The following is a 16047-nucleotide window of genomic DNA, read 5'->3' as shown; positions in this document are numbered from 1 at the left end:
GTTTAACCCCTATCTATTGGTACTTTAGTTTGAGCTAACACTTCCTCCACAATAGCCTTCTCATCTTTATCTTCAAACCTACTTTCGGATGTTGTAATAATCCGGTGGGAAAGAACAAAGGGAGCCAAGTATTTCACATCATCCGGAACCACATAGTCACGATTATGAAGGAAAGCATAGGCTTTGGCGGCCTTCATAAGTGCAATTGACCCACGTGGGCTTGCCCCTAAGTAAACATGAGGATGGTTACGGGTTCCACTGACAATCTCCACAATATAACGTTGAATTGAAGTGTTTACCAATACCTGATCCACTTCCTGCTGCAATCCGACTAGTTGCTCTTGATCCATAATAGGCTCAATGGAATCAATCGGGTGTGAATGGGAGGTTCGGTTAAGCATTTCAATTTCTTCTTGATAGGTTGGGTAGCCCATATTTAGTTTTAGTAGAAAACGATCTAGTTGAGCCTCTGGCAATGGATAGGTACCTTCATATTCGATTGGGTTTTGTGTTGCCATAACGAAAAACGGCTTTTTAAGTGGTACTGCCATCCCATCAACGGTTATGTTTTTCTCTTCCATACCCTCTAAAAGAGCGGATTGTGTTTTGGGAGAAGTTCGATTAATTTCATCTGCCAACACAATATTTCCTAGAATAGGTCCTGGTCTGAATTCAAACTGGAGTTCTTTTGGATTATAAATGGAAACGCCTGTTACGTCTGAAGGTAATAGATCTGGAGTAAATTGTATTCTTTTAAACTCACAATTTAATGATTTTGCGAGTGCACGAACGAGCATGGTTTTCCCAACGCCTGGTACATCCTCTAGTAATACATGTCCTTGTGCAAGTAGTGCTACAATACTAAGCTTCGTGACTTCTTCTTTTCCGATAATAACCTTTTGAATATTACGTAAAAGTTGATCTGCTTTTTCGTGGTATATAAATGTTTGTTGGGTCATTGAATCACGTTCCTCCCAATAAATAGTCTGAAATTTTGTGAAACACGTACATACTATAACTATACTATATACAAAGTATAGACACAAAATGAAAATCTTATAATCTAGTGGAAATTTTTACGCTTCATAAAACAACAAAACCCTAAGTAGTCCATTACGCTTTACTCAGGGTTAATCTTAATACTAGTTATATACATTTTCCAAATATAATAGCTTTGGGCCATAGCCTGTTGATGAGATTTTCTCTTGAAAGACAGGGATGTAATTAGAATCTGAGATACTCTTGAATGTTACCGTCGATTCCACCTCTAGCCGCCAATCTGTGTTTGATAGTATGACCCGGGTGTCGGACGGGTTGGCATCAGCATGATTCTGAATGATGGATTGAACCGCTCCAAACACTTGGTCATTAATCGACACACTAGAAAATCGGTCTACAAATGCATCCTTTAACTCAGAATGTGCATCAATCTCACCTGGCAGCACATCATTCAGCGCCTTAATGTAGGCTTGATCAGGTGAATAGCCGTTTCCTTCATGCTCTGTTTGCTTTTCACTTATCAGTTCACCAATTGTTTTTCCACCATGATGAGGCCGCGTGAGAATAGAATCTGGGTCGCCATCAAAATCGGCAATCGCCTGTTTGGACTCCCGTATGTAAACGGAGGTACCGGAAAAGGCAGCCTGCTCAACTACAGAAGAAGCTTCATGTCCCGTTAGAAAAGCCTTCGTCATATTTAATACAATAATAAAAAGGAGTGCTACGATCCCGAGTAACCAAAGAAGATAGAGAGAGGCATTCCCTTTTTCATCTGTTACATAGGTCTTCATTCCACTAACACCTGACTTACCGTTGTTTCCTCTAAATCAACCGCTGTAGAAGGCTTCCATTCATCCGGAACAAAAACGAGAGGATGGTTGACCTCTACAATTAATTCAAACTCGCCAGTGGCATAAGGAATCACCCGCATATCCTCATAATTTAAAACAGAAGTCGAGTTGATCGCAGCTTTAACTGTATCCTCCGTTTTATTAATATTTTGGGTAATTGAATACGTCTTCGCTCCCTCATTCGCAGCTGTTTTCATCGTATAAACCGCATATCCAGATGCAACCACCTGCCATAAAATAAGGAAAAACATAAAGAAAAACGGTATAATCCCTATGAATTCTAAACTGACTGCACCATCTTCTTTTCGGATTTTAGCCCAAAGCTTCCTCATGTCAAACGCTCCTCATTCTTGTAATGGCAAACTACTTTGTTTAAGCTGGTTAAGCTTGAATTGTATGTACCAGATGTGGAAAAAGAATAACAACACCTTATGTAAGTGCAGCTCCTCATAATGGCTCTCTAATACTTCCTTAAGGCGAAAAACAGAATAATAGAGGAGTCCTAAAAAATAATAGGCGATGATGGTATTAACCGATTCGACAATCAGCATGCCATAAGGAGTGAAGAAAACTGCATCTGTAAAGAATAGAAGAAAAGCGGTTACGAGATATATCGTAAACACTACCCACCATTTAAACGGAACACCCCTTTTCGACTCCAACGTCTGGATACTATCTTTCCGGTTCAAAAACCAATAACCTATGTAAATACCTAATGTAATCAGACTTAAAAAGACGACTAAAACGATATTACTCTTTTTCAATTCCACTGTTTCCGTTTGGCTCATGATAACCTCCACTAAAGGCTTAATTCCGATTTTCGATATTTAATCGTGAAGTAAAAAACTAGCAAAGGGAAGATAAAAGAATTCATCATTGACCTTGCTAACCCATATACATAAAAGTTATTTTCAAAGTTTGCAAAAATTATCATTAAAAGACCCCAGACTAGAATTTGAACACTTACAATCACGAGTAGATCTAATAAAAGAAAGATGTTTTCATTTCTTAACGTTTTACCTACCTGACGAAATACATCCCCTACTGTTTTTTGTTTAACAAAGAATGGAATTAAAAGAATGATCGCAAAGCAAAGGATGGTTGGTATAAAAAAGAACGCACTCCCTAACACACCGACAATATAGAATGGAATGGTTAGAAACAGAATCAAACCAAAATAACGGAGCCCTTCATAAATCAACTGCCCCACCGAAGGAAGTTCATCATCTTCTATATCTGTTAACGCTAGTTTCATAAATGATGGAATGACCAGTACAAAATTAATGACTATTAAAAACAGAGCATATAAATTTGGGTGCTGCTCACTCGTTAACTGGTCAAATAAATAATAGGTGGCAACGTAACAAAAAAGTGTTAACGGGATAACGAACAACACACTTAACAGTAATATTTTGATTAAATGACGATTGTATAACTCTAAGCTTTCTCTAATCATAACTGTTACGCTCATTTCTTTTTAAAATGGGAATAACAAGCAATGCTGTAGATAATGATACTGCCACACTTGCCGTTAAATTTTGATTCACCTGAAGTGGGTCGACTAATACCGGGATGCGTAAAATGATGGTTGAAAAGATAAAATTTATAACAACGATGGTTATACTGCCTAAGAAGGTAGCAAAATAAGGAGTCTTCCGGTTCCATAAAGGCGCAAAAATACCAATGCTAATATACGAGACTAAAAAGCTAATCAGCACACTCCACTCTACACTTGCTAAACTTAAAAAACCGACCATAAAGGAAAAGCAAATGGTTATCAACACTGAGACACCAATAGCCTGTATGAACCCCATAAGTTGAAACATTTCTAATCTCCCCTATTTCCTTTCTAATTCTTTCATTCGTTGCGGTTGAATCAATAATACTGGCGATATACATAGAAATAGTACGGCACCTAAAAAGAGAAAAATAGCAATAAATAAGGCGTCCGGGTTAGAGGTGGAAAGTGACCCCATGTATATGAATCCCCCAAAGATGATTAATAACGGGGCAAAAATGGTATAAATCTTTCCAAGCTTAGACTTTTGGGGTTGATTGATTCCAACAGCCATTTCCTCCGCATATAGATATGGTAAAAATATCATCGTTGCAAGAATAACGACACATACCCAAAACGCAATGGTTCCGTATATTAAGCGAAAAATAGGAATGGAGAAATACACGGTTAGAGCATTTAACATAATATAGGACAAAAGAGAAAAGTAACGCTTACTACGACCTCGATGTAGTCGCCATAATATAAAAAAGATTACAGAGCAAAGAGCGGCTAAAAGAAAATTAAACCATAATAATGTCCAATTTTCCTCAGGTAAAAAACTCACGAGAAATCCCATCATAAATAGCAAAATAGATGTCGGGATAATGCGACTCTGCTTAAATGGTACGTACTTATTCAATTCTTTCACCTCCATTAATTAGTCGTGCCCCATGACAAGCACAGGGCACATCAACAGTTGGTTTAGCTAAACAAACCACCTAGCTTTGAAAATGCCGAGGAAACTTTATCTCCTACCCATTTCACACCCTCTACAGCCTTATCGTAGCCTTTTTTAACAAACTCTGTTGTTGCCTTTTTGATTCTTCTTCCAGTTGCAGTTCCATTGACTAAGTAAGTTGTTAATAAACCAGCACCTAGACCAGCTACGGCCCCTACAACTGTCCCTACTCCTGGCACTACTGACCCTGCTAGTGCACCAGTTGCCATACTAGAAGCCGCACTACCAATGGCTGTTGAGGCTATCCCAACCGCTGCGTCTGTTGTAAAGGACGCAGCAAAATCCGTCGATGCTAAACCACCCATATTTGAAAAACCATCTGAATGCTTATAAATCGACCCTGCTGAGTTAAGTATGACACCAGCCGGACCACCAAGTTTTAATGAGTTACTCGGCTTCCAAAATCCTTTTGAAAAGACGTTCCAGGAATTGTTGATAGCATTTTTCGTTGAACTAGCTACATGTCCAAGTAAACCACCATTACTAGCTAAGCCTTTACTGTTTAAGAAGGCATTATATCGGCCTTCCCCAATTCTTCTAGAATGTGGACCAAAATGAACATTATCACCATTATAAGAGTATTGTCGATAACGATCATAAAACCAGTTAGATATTTTGTTTCCTAATTGATTTTTTCCATAAACAGAATATTTACCATCCGCTAACTCATTAAAACGGAAACCGGCATAAATGGATGTTACCCCTTGAGCTACATCGTCTGCAAAGTTAACAACATAGCGCTTCGTATCCTTTAAAAAACCTGTAACACGACCAAACAATCCTTGGTCGTCATTCGTTGTATTAAAGGTTAAGTTTAGAAGTGACGGTGGTTCCCCTGATCCCGCTTGCCCTTCACTTCCTTCTGATCCTCCTGATCCCGCACTCCCCTCAATACCATTTCCAGAACCATCAGTTTTGCCGCCTGTTGTCGAATCTCCACCATTCATACCATCTCCGGTTTGAATCGGTCCCTGGCTATTTACAGCATCGCCATTCGTTCCACCTTGACCATTTCCATTGGCATTTCCGCCGTCAATAGCATTTCCACCTGTAGCCGCTTCGCCATTTGATGCTTGGTCCCCACTATTGATAGCATCACCGTTCTCTACTGAGTTGCCACCGTTTATAGAGCTACCGTCACCATTAGCTGCACCACCATTGACCGCTGAACCGCTTTGGACCCCATTCCCGCCGGTGACGTTTTCACCAGTTTGCACCGAATCTCCTGATTTCATCGGATCGCCTGGCATTATGGATTGGTTAGCAAATTCAACATATGACGGTGAAATGGGTGCATTTGGAATAATAAATATACCCTGTGTCATAGGCGAGCTCTCTATAATAGGGGTTCCTGAGCTCCCTGTATCACCTAAATCAATCTGATCACCAGGTTGATACGTTTCCCCTGGATCATACACTTCGCCTGGTACAATGAATTCGCCACCATTAATAGGTTCTCCTGGGGTTATGGCATCTCCTGGTGTAATCGGCGTTCCTGGAGTTATGAAACTAGCTAATGCAATGGTAGGGAATGATGTCCAGCATAATAGAAACGCAATCATTGTGATTGGCACTAACTTACCTAACCGAAACCTTTTCACATCATCACCACTTTTCCATCAATCATTCCACATTTAACTCATATTTTTCTTCTAACGCCTTCACCGCTTCTTTATAGCTTGATTCATTTAGTGCATCAAGTTCTTCCTCAAGCTGATTGACTTCTGATTGTATCCAAGCATGGTATTCTTTGTTTTTTTCTAATAAATAGCGTTTTGCTTCACTGCTGATATAACCATGCTCCTCCAATGCTCGAACAATAAAGTTCATACTATTACGTTCATCTGTTTCTTTCACACTTTGATCCGTGACATAGCTAAAGATTTTTAGGCTATTGGTTGTCTTCTGGTAATCTAGTGATTCCATTCCTTTATCTTTCCATTCCTCCCAAGCCTGAGCGATGTCATTGACTTTATCTAACTCTTTAGCTAACTCATTTTCGTCAGAAACGGTTTGATAAATTCCATCCACAGAATCAGCAATCTCCTGTAAATGATTTTGCCCCTCCCCATCAACATCAAAGCCAAGCACATTGATTATTGGGGTAATTTCGGAATCATAAAGCTCCTTAGCCGATTCGACCGGATTAGTATCACAGGTTTCGATCCCATCACTAACTAAGTACACAATATTGGTGTTCTTTTTACCGTCATAGGAGGATAGATCCTTTTGTGCATCACTTAATGCCAAGCCTGTCGGAGTCCAGCCTGCTGGTTTCACTTGGCTTAATGCTCGATCAAAGGACGAGCTTTCATATGAATCAAAGCCATACACGAGTTCAGAGCTACTACAGGACAGTTCCTTGTCACTATCTGAACCTGTACCTTTATGTCCGTAAACACGTAAAGCTACATTGGTTTCTTCTGGCAATTCTCCTAAGAAGTTGGATATGGCGTCCTTAGCGGCAGCCATTTTGGTCTTGCCATCGATCACTTGGGCCATACTTCCTGATGCATCTAATAAAATCACGACATTCAAATTTTCTTTAAATTGATATCGTGCGTCCTCAATATCTGGGTTCCCAAGGGATTGAAACTTAATTTCTTTCATAATCTGCTCAGGTCCTTGGAAATCGAGCTGAACCCGTTTTAACATTTCTCGGAACAAATAATCTAATTCTAGTTCCGACGGGTTTGCCTTATCTTCAGGTAGAGGTAAGTCTTTGAAATGTTCTGCAATTTCCTTATTTTGCTCCTGAGTATCTTTACCTGATTCGTAAAGTGGGCCTGCATCTACGCCTACCTTTAATTTTTCTAGTTCTTTAAAGGTCGTAGGAAGAGGGTCCACTTCTATGTTTGGTTCTTCCTCTGCTGCTGATGGACTTTGTTCTTCTTTACTGTTTTCTTCTGGCTGGTTCTCATCATTATTTTGATCTTCTGCCTCTTTTGCAATTGGTTCTAATGGTTCTTCTTTCTCATCATTTGTACATCCTATAATTGCTAGGATCATAACCAAAAATACGATTAGGGTTTTGATCTTAAACAACAGATACACTCCCTCTACTTTTAAACTTCTAACCTACCATATCGGAAATTTTTTGGATAATGTTGCTTATAATGCTCTTGATGCCGCCTTCGTTATCACTAACGGCTGAGGAGACAATTCCAAGCACAAGGATTAGTAATGCGGCAATGCCTAGCCATTCTAATGACTGTGCACCCCTTTCGTTTCTTACTGGTGTTGTCATTTTTACATACAGCTTTACCAATCTTTCCATTCTAGATCTCTCCCTTTCCATGTTTATTTAAGTAATTGAAAAATATTTTGATTCTGACTGAACATATTAATAACCATCAACCCACCGATTAAAATGAGTGATGATGGTAATACAATAAAAGTCGTAATTAACGTCACCTTTGGGGAAGCTTTAGCCGCTTTCTCTTTCACCATTTCCTTTTTAAGCTTTCGCATTTCCTCTGCTTGCTGTTGAAAAGTATTGGAGATTGGAATCCCTAAGCGCTCCCCCTGAATTAATGACTTAATTAACAGCTGAAACTCTTTACTTTCGTTACGCGTGAGTAACGTTTGATAGGCTTCTTTTCTAGGTAGCCCTACATTAATTTCTTGTAGAAAGCGGCCAAACTCTTCCTTGACAGGATCATCGAAGAAGGGAACGATATCTCGTAAGGCTTGATCTAACCCCACCCCAGCCTGCAGGGTAACACTCATTGTGTCTAAGAAGTCAGGAAGCTGATAGGATAGCTCTTCCTGTCTCTTTTTCGCTTTGTTTTTAATCCAATAAATGTTCCCTACATAACCAATAACAGGATATAAAATCACCGCTATTTCTGAAAAAGGCAGCTGTATAATTAAACCAATTCCACCTATCATCAAACCGATAATAGCTAAAAAGATTTTCAGCCCTTGAAATCGTTCAACAGTTAGGTTATAAGGATGCCCCGCATGCATAAGCCACTTCTTAACATCGTGGTCTTCACTTGAGAAGTTGATCCTTTGACCAATATGAGAAAAATCATCGGCATACTGAAAAAGCTTGGTAAGAATGCGTTCCTTTCGTGAAACCTTCTTCTCAAAGGGATTATAAATCTCCGTTTGTTTCTTTAAATCCTTCCTAAGCTCCTGCTTATATATGGTATATTGATAGATACTTCGTAGGCTTAATCCTAAAAACAAAAGACTCAATATGATGAATATGACAATCAAACCATCCATGCTCTCACATCCTAATGTTCGTGACCTTACGTACAAGCAAAAAGGTAACGACGGTTCCACCTAAGAATAAAAAGAGTAAAATAATTCCGATGCCTGAAAACAATGGGTCTAAAAATCCATCTATAATGTTATTCATCATTAATACTAGAAAAACAGGAATTACAGGAACCAAGTATGAAATATACCTTTGCTCTGCTGTCATCGTTTTAATTTCTTGCTTCAATATTTTGCGGTCATCTAAGGTCTGGCTCATTTCTTCTAAAATCGCTGATAAATTACCCCCAGCTTTCTTTTGAATAAGAACAGTAGCTACAAACAACTTAAATTCTCGATTATTCACTCGTTTTTCCATTGCTTGAATGGCTGTATTAAATTCAATTCCAAGTGAAAGCTCCTGAGCCAATTGTCTAAATTCACTTCGGGCTGGCTCGCTAATTTCCTGTGCAACAAGCTGAATGCCTTGATTTAAGGTCATCCCAGAACGGGTTGCATTCGCTAGCATCCGGCAGATTTCAGGTAACTGTTCTGCTAATCTTTCCCTCATCTTATTTTTGCGGACTAAGAATAATAGTTTCTTTCCCCCTACCACAACCAGAAAGGAAATCAACAGGCTTAATAAAAAGTCCAAATGAAACATATTGCCTAATACAATCACAGCTCCCATAAAAGCTACAATTTGTGCTCCAATAAACTCAGATGGGGTTAAGGGAATATTGGCTGCCTTTAATTTGGTAAACATAGGTTTCGCTGCTTCAGTTTGATCATATCGATCTCCAAGCAAAACAATAAAACTCTTTCTGCTACCTTCTGTTTGATAAAAGTCTTCTACTCTTTTTCGCCAATCTCTTTTTTCTTTGCGGTAGTCTAAATAAAAGATGATGCCAATTAAAAAAGCTAATGTTGATAAAGTTGCGATTAGGGCTGTACTCAAAGCCCGACCTCCTTCTTCCTGGAGTGAAAGATGGAATCAGGAATTTGATTTCCAAAGGTATTAATTCTCTCAAGGCATTGGGGAACATATCCAGTTGGTGTATAATAGCCCTTGATTTTTCCATCCTTTGTCATTCCAGTTCGTTTAAAGGTGAAAATTTCTCTAATTTCATGACTGCCATCCTCAAACTTTTTTACCTCAGATATGGAAACAATTTTTCTCGTTCCGTCTGTGTGTCGATTGACTTGAACGATGATATCAAGTGCACCAATAATATACTCACGAATAATTCTTGAAGGTAGCTCTAGTCCAGCCATCACCACCATTGCTTCCACACGACGAAGAGCATCACTTGGTGAGTTCGCATGCACAGTGGTTATGGACCCCTCATGGCCGGTGTTCATAGCCTGTAGCATATCAAAGGCCTCTCCACCACGAACCTCCCCGACAATAATTCGATCAGGGCGCATTCTTAGCGCATTCTTCACAAGCTCGCGAATAGTGATTTCACCACGCCCCTCGACGTTTGCCGAACGGGACTCCATCCCTACTACATTGGGGCGGTCAAGGCGCAGTTCTGCTGAATCCTCAATGGTAATCACTCTTTCATCATAGGAAATACAAGCAGCTAATACATTTAACAGCGTGGTCTTACCCGAGCCTGTTCCACCCGAAATCAACGTGTTTAATTTAGAGCCAATAACAGCCTCTAAAAATGTAGCCATATTTGGATCAAGAGTTTGAAAACCAAGTAAATCCTCCATTTTAAACGGCTCTTTTCTAAATTTCCGTATCGATACGAGTGTACCCTGCAGACTCACGGGTGGAATAACCGCATTTACACGACTTCGATCTGGTAATCTAGCATCAACCATAGGCGAGCTTTCATCGATCCTTCTCCCTATTGGGGCTACGATTCGGTCTACAACATGACGGATATGGTCATCATCCCGGAATTTAACTGGGCTCTTTTCCAATTTCCCAAATCGTTCTATGTACACTTCATCATGACCGTTAATCAGGATTTCTGTAATGGAATCATCATGAATTAATGGCTCGAGTGGCCCATAACCAACAGATTCATCTAGGATTCGATTTATTAATACTTCCTTATCCTGTCTTGGGATAATGACTTTTTCCTCTGACATAAATTGAGAAATTAACTGTTCGATTTTTAGTCTCATTTCGCCCTGGCTGAGACTCGTTAAAGCTTCTAAGTTGGTATCCCGCAGTAGTCTTGCTTTATAATGTTCAACCAAATTCTCAATTAAATGATTTTGCTCCGGGGATGCTGTTCTCCCTTGAGTGACATTTTCTTTCCTTTTATCAAATAATGATGGCACACTATGACCCCCTCTTTAATCCAGCTTCTTGCCTAGGTGCCTGTTTAAAATTATCAACACTAAACCTGCTCCGTCTTCGGATTTAGTACTGATCTTGCAAATCGTCTAATATCCTTGGCGAAGGGTATGAGCTTTTCTCGTTGTTTTTTTCGAATCGGTTCTCCCTTATTTATGTATGTTTGGAGTCCCTTGTAATCATTTCGTATGGTAGCAGTAATGGGAAAACGTACTAGGTTTTTAATATCCTTGAGCTTTAATTCATTGTCCTTAGACAGTTTGTTCATGACCAATTCCAGACTTGATTGCAAGTGAATTCCAAGACGTTCACATAGCTGTTCAAAGTACTTTAACACCCTTAAGGAGGATGTCTCTGGAAGCAGTAAATAGTAAACTTTATCGGATTCTTCTATGGCTGTTGCTGTTAGTGCACTCATATTGGATGGTAGGTCTATGATGCAATAGTCAAAGGACCTCCTACAGGTACGAAGCAATTTACTAACAAAGTCCTCATCTAACTGTTCTTCGACTTCGGTATCACATGGACTAATTAATATTTCTAAGTAGGAATGCTCTTCTGTCTGCGAAACATTCCGTATATGGTTTTCATTTAACTCCTGAATCACGGGTTTAAGATCTGCAATAGACCGATTGGCTTCAATCGATAATAGTGTTTCAACCCCACCATATTGAATGTTTAAATCAATCAAAATCACTTCTGCCGCAGATTCTAATTTTAAGGTTTGAGCAAATGTTGATGAAACTAATGATTTTCCTGTTCCGCCCTTGCCACTGTAAAAGGAATAGATTTGTCCTCTCCCTCTTCCAAACATGATCGGTTGTTCTTTTTCTGAATGTAGTTTCATTTGATAGCTCTTTTGGATGGTTGGAAAGCGGCTTATAAATAAAGATAGCTCTTCAGGTAGGACAAAAAATTCTTCTGCCCCTGCCCTTGTGATATTACGAAGTGTATTGATATCGGAGTCATTGGTTAAAAAGATAATATAAGTTAGTGGATTAATAGATTTTATGTATTGAATTTGTTCTACTATATAGTCACTGTTGGTGTGGACGAATATGACCATATCTCTTGTTTGTCTATTCACTTCACGCGATACATCATCAGGTCGAATGACTGTAATATTATTTTCATCGCGATCAAAGGAATTTAATAGTTGATTGGTAATTGATTCATCCTCACTAACTAGTAATATATCGAGGCTTTTTTCCATTTGAACATTCCCCTTGATTTACTGTTTTCTTAGGTTAGTTGTAAATCATTCTTCCTCATTACTGTTCTCATCTGCGTTCTGAGATGGCGCATCTTCTCTCCCTACATTGGCCTTTAAAATACGAATATGGTCGGCATAATGCTGTTCATGGATAAATTCTCTAGCTTTTTCAACAGACAGCTCGATTCCAATTCCTGCAAAATTCTCACCAGAACCTTGAGCATGAACAACCGGGACATCTCTCATAAAAATTTCAGTAATTTTTTCTCCGTTCCTTTCTTTGGAAACAATGATGTCCACACGATCCAAAGCAACGAGCGTTTGATCAAAGCTTACCCTTTCCGTACGTGGAACAGAAACTAATCGGTTATTACTATCACTTAAGTTTGAGACTGGTTTAATCATATTCTTCGTAATCAAGTCCCCTCCCTCGAGAGGCACAACAGAAACGCGATTTCTTAATGTAGATTTATCTGTTATATGGGAATCTGTCACAAACTTATTGGGAATCTCCATTACCGAAATTTGGCTATCATCAATAACTGTTCTGGCGGCAATATCATCGTTCGCAATATAAACCTCTGTCATCCCACCTAACTCAGCGTTTAGCGATTTCACCTTCTCGTAGACGAGGTAGCCAACAATAGATGCCAAGATAAAAGCTAGTAACAAGAAAATTAGAGCTCGTTTTTTTGACTCAATCATTTATAAACCACCCAACTGACAGTGTTAACTACTTCTATTTGTAATAAATATGTAAGAATTTTATAACCATAGTAATCTAACTGTCAATTTCGTTATAATCGTTACTAAATTCCTATCTTAATAAGAAAATATTACTATGTAGGAAAAACGAACCCCATGATTTAGACTTTATGTTTTAGAGTTTAGGAGTTTACTCGCAATTTTCTTTACATTAGACATTGAAAAATGTGTCGAATAATGGTATTTAGGTAATAACTCTCAATTTAGAAATAGTTTTATTTGTTCATGACTTTTTAAACGTAAAAATAAGGTTTCCAATCATTTGGAAACCTTAGCTGATAAGGAAATGGTATTTGATTATACTCATTAGGTCGTTGGGAATGTGATTGCTACAATTTGGTGAGCATCAGCAATAACAATATTCCCGTCTTCCTGTAAAAAGGTAGCTAAATCAGTCTCCTGCTCATAGCTAATAAGCCTTTTTAATGGAATTTGATGTCCTCTAACGGTTATGGAGTCGACTGGCTTACCTACTGATAAGCTCCTCAATAATTTCACTATTGCTTGAGATGACTTAACCGACTGATTTTGTATTTTCTTTAAGTCTTCAAGCTGTGAGCTGATTTGCTCCTGATGTTCTAGCCTATTCTGTTCAGCAGCTTCTTGTTTTTCAACTAAATGATTTATTTCCTTTGCTTCGTTGGTTTCTTTTTCCCTGAGTCTTGCATCTATCACTTCTAATTTCTGCTCCAAATCCTTCCTTTGTTTTTCATTCTCTTGAGCAAACTTCGTCATGAAATGCTCTAGTTGGTTAGCTCCTGTTTTTCTTTGTTTTTCCCCCATATTTTGGATCACATCTGTCACATTTTCTAGCTCAATTCTTTTCCGGTTTTCGTAATCCCTTTGCATCTTTCTAATTTCCCATAAGGAAAATAGAAATTTATCTTGTTTGCTGTTAATTTCATCCACTTTTTTGCCAATGTGGTTGAAACCTTCCTTGCTTGTTTTTTCAAGTTTATCCATATAATACAGCAAACGATTATGATAAAAGTAACCTTGGTTTTGGGTTATTTGGTGCCTTGGATTGGAATACAACTGTGGTTCTACACGATTATTAAAATAAACCATTCAACTTCTACCCCATATTCTTTATTTAGTATCAACATATGTAACCATAAATGACAGTGTTACATATGTTGTAAGAGAACCTTTCCATAAGAGGTTATTTTTTATGTAAGGGTTCAATGAAAAAGAGCGCCCTATTTCTTTAAGAAACAGAGCGCTCAAGTAAATTCAGGAGTGAATCTTCACCATGGGCTGTGGTAAAGCTTAACCTAGAATGAAAAGGCTATACTATGCAACTTTAGGTTGGCATAGTGATTGAACTGATTTCGTCAAGCTCGAATAGTTCAATTTGGTTATTGTTTTTACGGAAGTAAGCTACATCATCATTTACAGTAATGAAGTGTGTTACCCCTTCAGGCTCTCCATCAACAATAACCTCATCAACAGGTGTTGCAGGATCCAAGTTTTTAATAACATCTTGAACATTGTTACTCATAACAAATTACCTCCTTTCATTCTAGCTACTCATAATATATTAAGCTTTGCCACTTATCGCTTGTATGCTTGTCGGAGATTATCAAAAATAGTCTCATTCCTATTCCGCTAGTATATTAGGTAGATTCGTTTAAGAAACACAGTATTGCCTATATGACTTCACTCGGCAAAAAGCGATGCCTGCTTTGCAGGCATCGCTTTTGTCAATCCTTATTTTTTCCGTCGAATCCCAATAATTCGACCAGCTTCTTTTGGTTTTTCAGACGGTGTATGATGCTTGGCTAGCTCTTCTACATGCTTGAAAATTTCATCAGGGAATGGGGTAGCTTTTCCTGATGTTTGATCAATACCCATCAGCATTTGTTCGCTGGTTGCTGCCCTTTTTCCATTTTCACCGTACAACTCATAAAATAAATGGGCACGCTTGGCGTCATAATCGATCAATTGCATATAAACTTCAAATGGCTCCCCCAGTTTCATTTCGTCTAAATAGCAGACATGAGTTTCCATCGTATAGATGGTATACTTCTGCTGCTCACGAAATTCATCAGAAATTCCAATTAATTTCATAAAACGGTCCACACCCCAGCTGAATGCACGAACATATTCAGCATCATTCATATGACCGTTATAATCAATCCATTCCTTTGGCACTTTATTTTGAATGATCATTTTAGGCTCGCCCACATCTATTCCCCTTTTCATGTAAAATTACAATCTACCTGATAGGTTCGCACCAGGCCAATATTTCTCTAAAACTTGCTGTATTTCAATGAGAAACTGATCTCGACGTTCTTCCAGCTCTTCCATGTCTACTTGATTGGTTTGAGACTCAGTACCCTTCACAACTTTCTCGGTCAATTCATCAGTAAGTTCTGGAGCCTCCAGTTTCGTCCATGGTAGCTTCAGTGCAGGGCCAAATTGCTCCAATAGATGCTTCATCCCCTGCTTTCCCCCACCCATGTGCAAGGTTAGAAACGGTCCCATTAATGCCCAACGAATTCCAGGACCATAAATAATGGAGGCATCTACTTCTTCAGTTGTTGCCACTCCGTCATTTACAATGTGTAAGGATTCACGCCAAATGGCTTCCATTAAACGATCCCCAATATGTCCTTCAATTTCCTGTCGAACCACAAGGGGTTTCATTTTCATAGACTCATAAAAAATGCGCGCCCTTTCAATGCTATCTTTCATTGTTTTCTCCCCGCCAACCAATTCAACCAATGGTATGAGGTAGACAGGATTGAACGGATGAGCGACAATCACTCGTTCAGGATGATTCTGGCAATCAGACTGCAAAACACTTGGTAAAATACCAGAGGTGCTAGAGGCAATAACAGCTTTGGCTGGTGCATACTTATCGATATCTGCGATAACACTTCGTTTTAATTCCTCTCGCTCTGGCACATTTTCCTGAATAAAATCAGCATGCTTAAGACTTTTCTGCATATCCTGCTCAAAAAATAGCTTGTCCTTGGATGCCCCATCTGCTAAACCCATTTTTTTCATATAAGGCCATGCTCGTTCAACAGCTTCACGAGTTTTGCTCTCTGCTTCCGGGTCAGGATCAAAAGCAGTTACCTGATACCCATTGGCTAAAAACCTAGTGATCCAACCATTTCCGATTACGCCGGTCCCGACAACCGTAATATTTCTGATAGATTCTCCTGATGTCAT

Annotated in this window: 19 protein-coding genes; all 19 read right to left on the bottom strand. The window is 38.9% G+C overall.

All coding sequences use genetic code 11. The features are described from left to right. Nucleotides 1-2: 2 nt before the first annotated feature. Nucleotides 3-959 (bottom strand): AAA family ATPase, encoded by a 957-nt coding sequence (locus GH754_RS13820; RefSeq protein WP_153729282.1) that lies wholly within the window; start codon nucleotides 957-959, stop codon nucleotides 3-5. Nucleotides 960-1142: 183 nt separating this feature from the next. Next, nucleotides 1143-1790 carry a hypothetical protein gene (locus GH754_RS13815; RefSeq protein WP_153729281.1) on the bottom strand — a complete coding sequence of 216 codons (648 nt, stop codon included), beginning with the start codon at nucleotides 1788-1790 and terminating at the stop codon, nucleotides 1143-1145. Further along, nucleotides 1787-2182 carry a TadE family protein gene (locus tag GH754_RS13810; protein WP_153729280.1) on the bottom strand — a complete coding sequence of 132 codons (396 nt, stop codon included), beginning with the start codon at nucleotides 2180-2182 and terminating at the stop codon, nucleotides 1787-1789. Before GH754_RS13810 ends, GH754_RS13815 begins: the two co-directional genes overlap by 4 nt. A 12-nt stretch (nucleotides 2183-2194) precedes the next feature. Then, a complete protein-coding gene (locus GH754_RS13805; RefSeq protein WP_153729279.1) occupies nucleotides 2195-2638 on the bottom strand; it encodes a DUF4234 domain-containing protein in 444 nt (147 codons plus the stop codon). Between the two features lie 11 nt (nucleotides 2639-2649). Next, entirely contained in the window at nucleotides 2650-3306 is a 657-nt protein-coding gene (locus GH754_RS13800) for a hypothetical protein (RefSeq protein ID WP_153729278.1), read from the bottom strand. Further along, a complete protein-coding gene (locus GH754_RS13795) occupies nucleotides 3299-3676 on the bottom strand; it encodes a hypothetical protein (protein WP_153729277.1) in 378 nt (125 codons plus the stop codon). Before GH754_RS13795 ends, GH754_RS13800 begins: the two co-directional genes overlap by 8 nt. A gap of 12 nt (nucleotides 3677-3688) precedes the next feature. After that, nucleotides 3689-4267, bottom strand: a complete 579-nt coding sequence (locus GH754_RS13790) for a hypothetical protein (RefSeq protein ID WP_153729276.1) — start codon at nucleotides 4265-4267, stop codon at nucleotides 3689-3691. A gap of 62 nt (nucleotides 4268-4329) precedes the next feature. Further along, nucleotides 4330-5967 carry a hypothetical protein gene (locus GH754_RS13785; protein ID WP_153729275.1) on the bottom strand — a complete coding sequence of 546 codons (1638 nt, stop codon included), beginning with the start codon at nucleotides 5965-5967 and terminating at the stop codon, nucleotides 4330-4332. A 22-nt stretch (nucleotides 5968-5989) separates the two neighbouring features. Continuing rightward, on the bottom strand, nucleotides 5990-7411 hold the full coding sequence (locus GH754_RS13780; protein ID WP_228550268.1) for a VWA domain-containing protein: 1422 nt from the start codon (nucleotides 7409-7411) through the stop codon (nucleotides 5990-5992). Between the two features lie 28 nt (nucleotides 7412-7439). Continuing rightward, entirely contained in the window at nucleotides 7440-7643 is a 204-nt protein-coding gene (locus GH754_RS13775) for a hypothetical protein (protein ID WP_153729274.1), read from the bottom strand. Nucleotides 7644-7666: 23 nt separating this feature from the next. Continuing rightward, nucleotides 7667-8599: a type II secretion system F family protein gene (locus tag GH754_RS13770; RefSeq protein WP_153729273.1), complete on the bottom strand. Its 933-nt coding sequence runs from the start codon at nucleotides 8597-8599 to the stop codon at nucleotides 7667-7669. Between the two features lie 4 nt (nucleotides 8600-8603). Continuing rightward, nucleotides 8604-9530 carry a type II secretion system F family protein gene (locus GH754_RS13765; protein ID WP_153729272.1) on the bottom strand — a complete coding sequence of 309 codons (927 nt, stop codon included), beginning with the start codon at nucleotides 9528-9530 and terminating at the stop codon, nucleotides 8604-8606. Beyond that, a complete protein-coding gene (locus GH754_RS13760; protein ID WP_323742024.1) occupies nucleotides 9527-10873 on the bottom strand; it encodes a CpaF family protein in 1347 nt (448 codons plus the stop codon). The genes GH754_RS13765 and GH754_RS13760 overlap by 4 nt, the downstream gene beginning before the upstream one ends. Before the next feature lie 59 nt (nucleotides 10874-10932). Continuing rightward, nucleotides 10933-12102: an AAA family ATPase gene (locus tag GH754_RS13755; protein WP_153729271.1), complete on the bottom strand. Its 1170-nt coding sequence runs from the start codon at nucleotides 12100-12102 to the stop codon at nucleotides 10933-10935. Between the two features lie 45 nt (nucleotides 12103-12147). Then, complete coding sequence (locus GH754_RS13750) at nucleotides 12148-12807, bottom strand: SAF domain-containing protein (RefSeq protein WP_153729270.1); 660 nt, start codon at nucleotides 12805-12807, stop codon at nucleotides 12148-12150. A gap of 366 nt (nucleotides 12808-13173) precedes the next feature. After that, entirely contained in the window at nucleotides 13174-13935 is a 762-nt protein-coding gene (locus GH754_RS13745) for a hypothetical protein (protein ID WP_153729269.1), read from the bottom strand. Between the two features lie 235 nt (nucleotides 13936-14170). Continuing rightward, a complete protein-coding gene (locus tag GH754_RS13740; protein WP_153729268.1) occupies nucleotides 14171-14368 on the bottom strand; it encodes a hypothetical protein in 198 nt (65 codons plus the stop codon). A 209-nt stretch (nucleotides 14369-14577) separates the two neighbouring features. Then, nucleotides 14578-15054 carry a thioesterase family protein gene (locus GH754_RS13735; protein WP_323742023.1) on the bottom strand — a complete coding sequence of 159 codons (477 nt, stop codon included), beginning with the start codon at nucleotides 15052-15054 and terminating at the stop codon, nucleotides 14578-14580. Nucleotides 15055-15078: 24 nt separating this feature from the next. Next, entirely contained in the window at nucleotides 15079-16047 is a 969-nt protein-coding gene (locus tag GH754_RS13730) for a 3-hydroxyacyl-CoA dehydrogenase NAD-binding domain-containing protein (RefSeq protein ID WP_153729266.1), read from the bottom strand.

The sequence above is a fragment of the Salinibacillus xinjiangensis genome (genome assembly GCF_009649735.1).
Classification (GTDB): domain Bacteria; phylum Bacillota; class Bacilli; order Bacillales; family Alkalibacillaceae; genus Salinibacillus; species Salinibacillus xinjiangensis.
The sequence above is the reverse complement of the archived record's forward strand: the minus strand, read 5'-3'. Positions and strand labels throughout refer to the sequence as shown.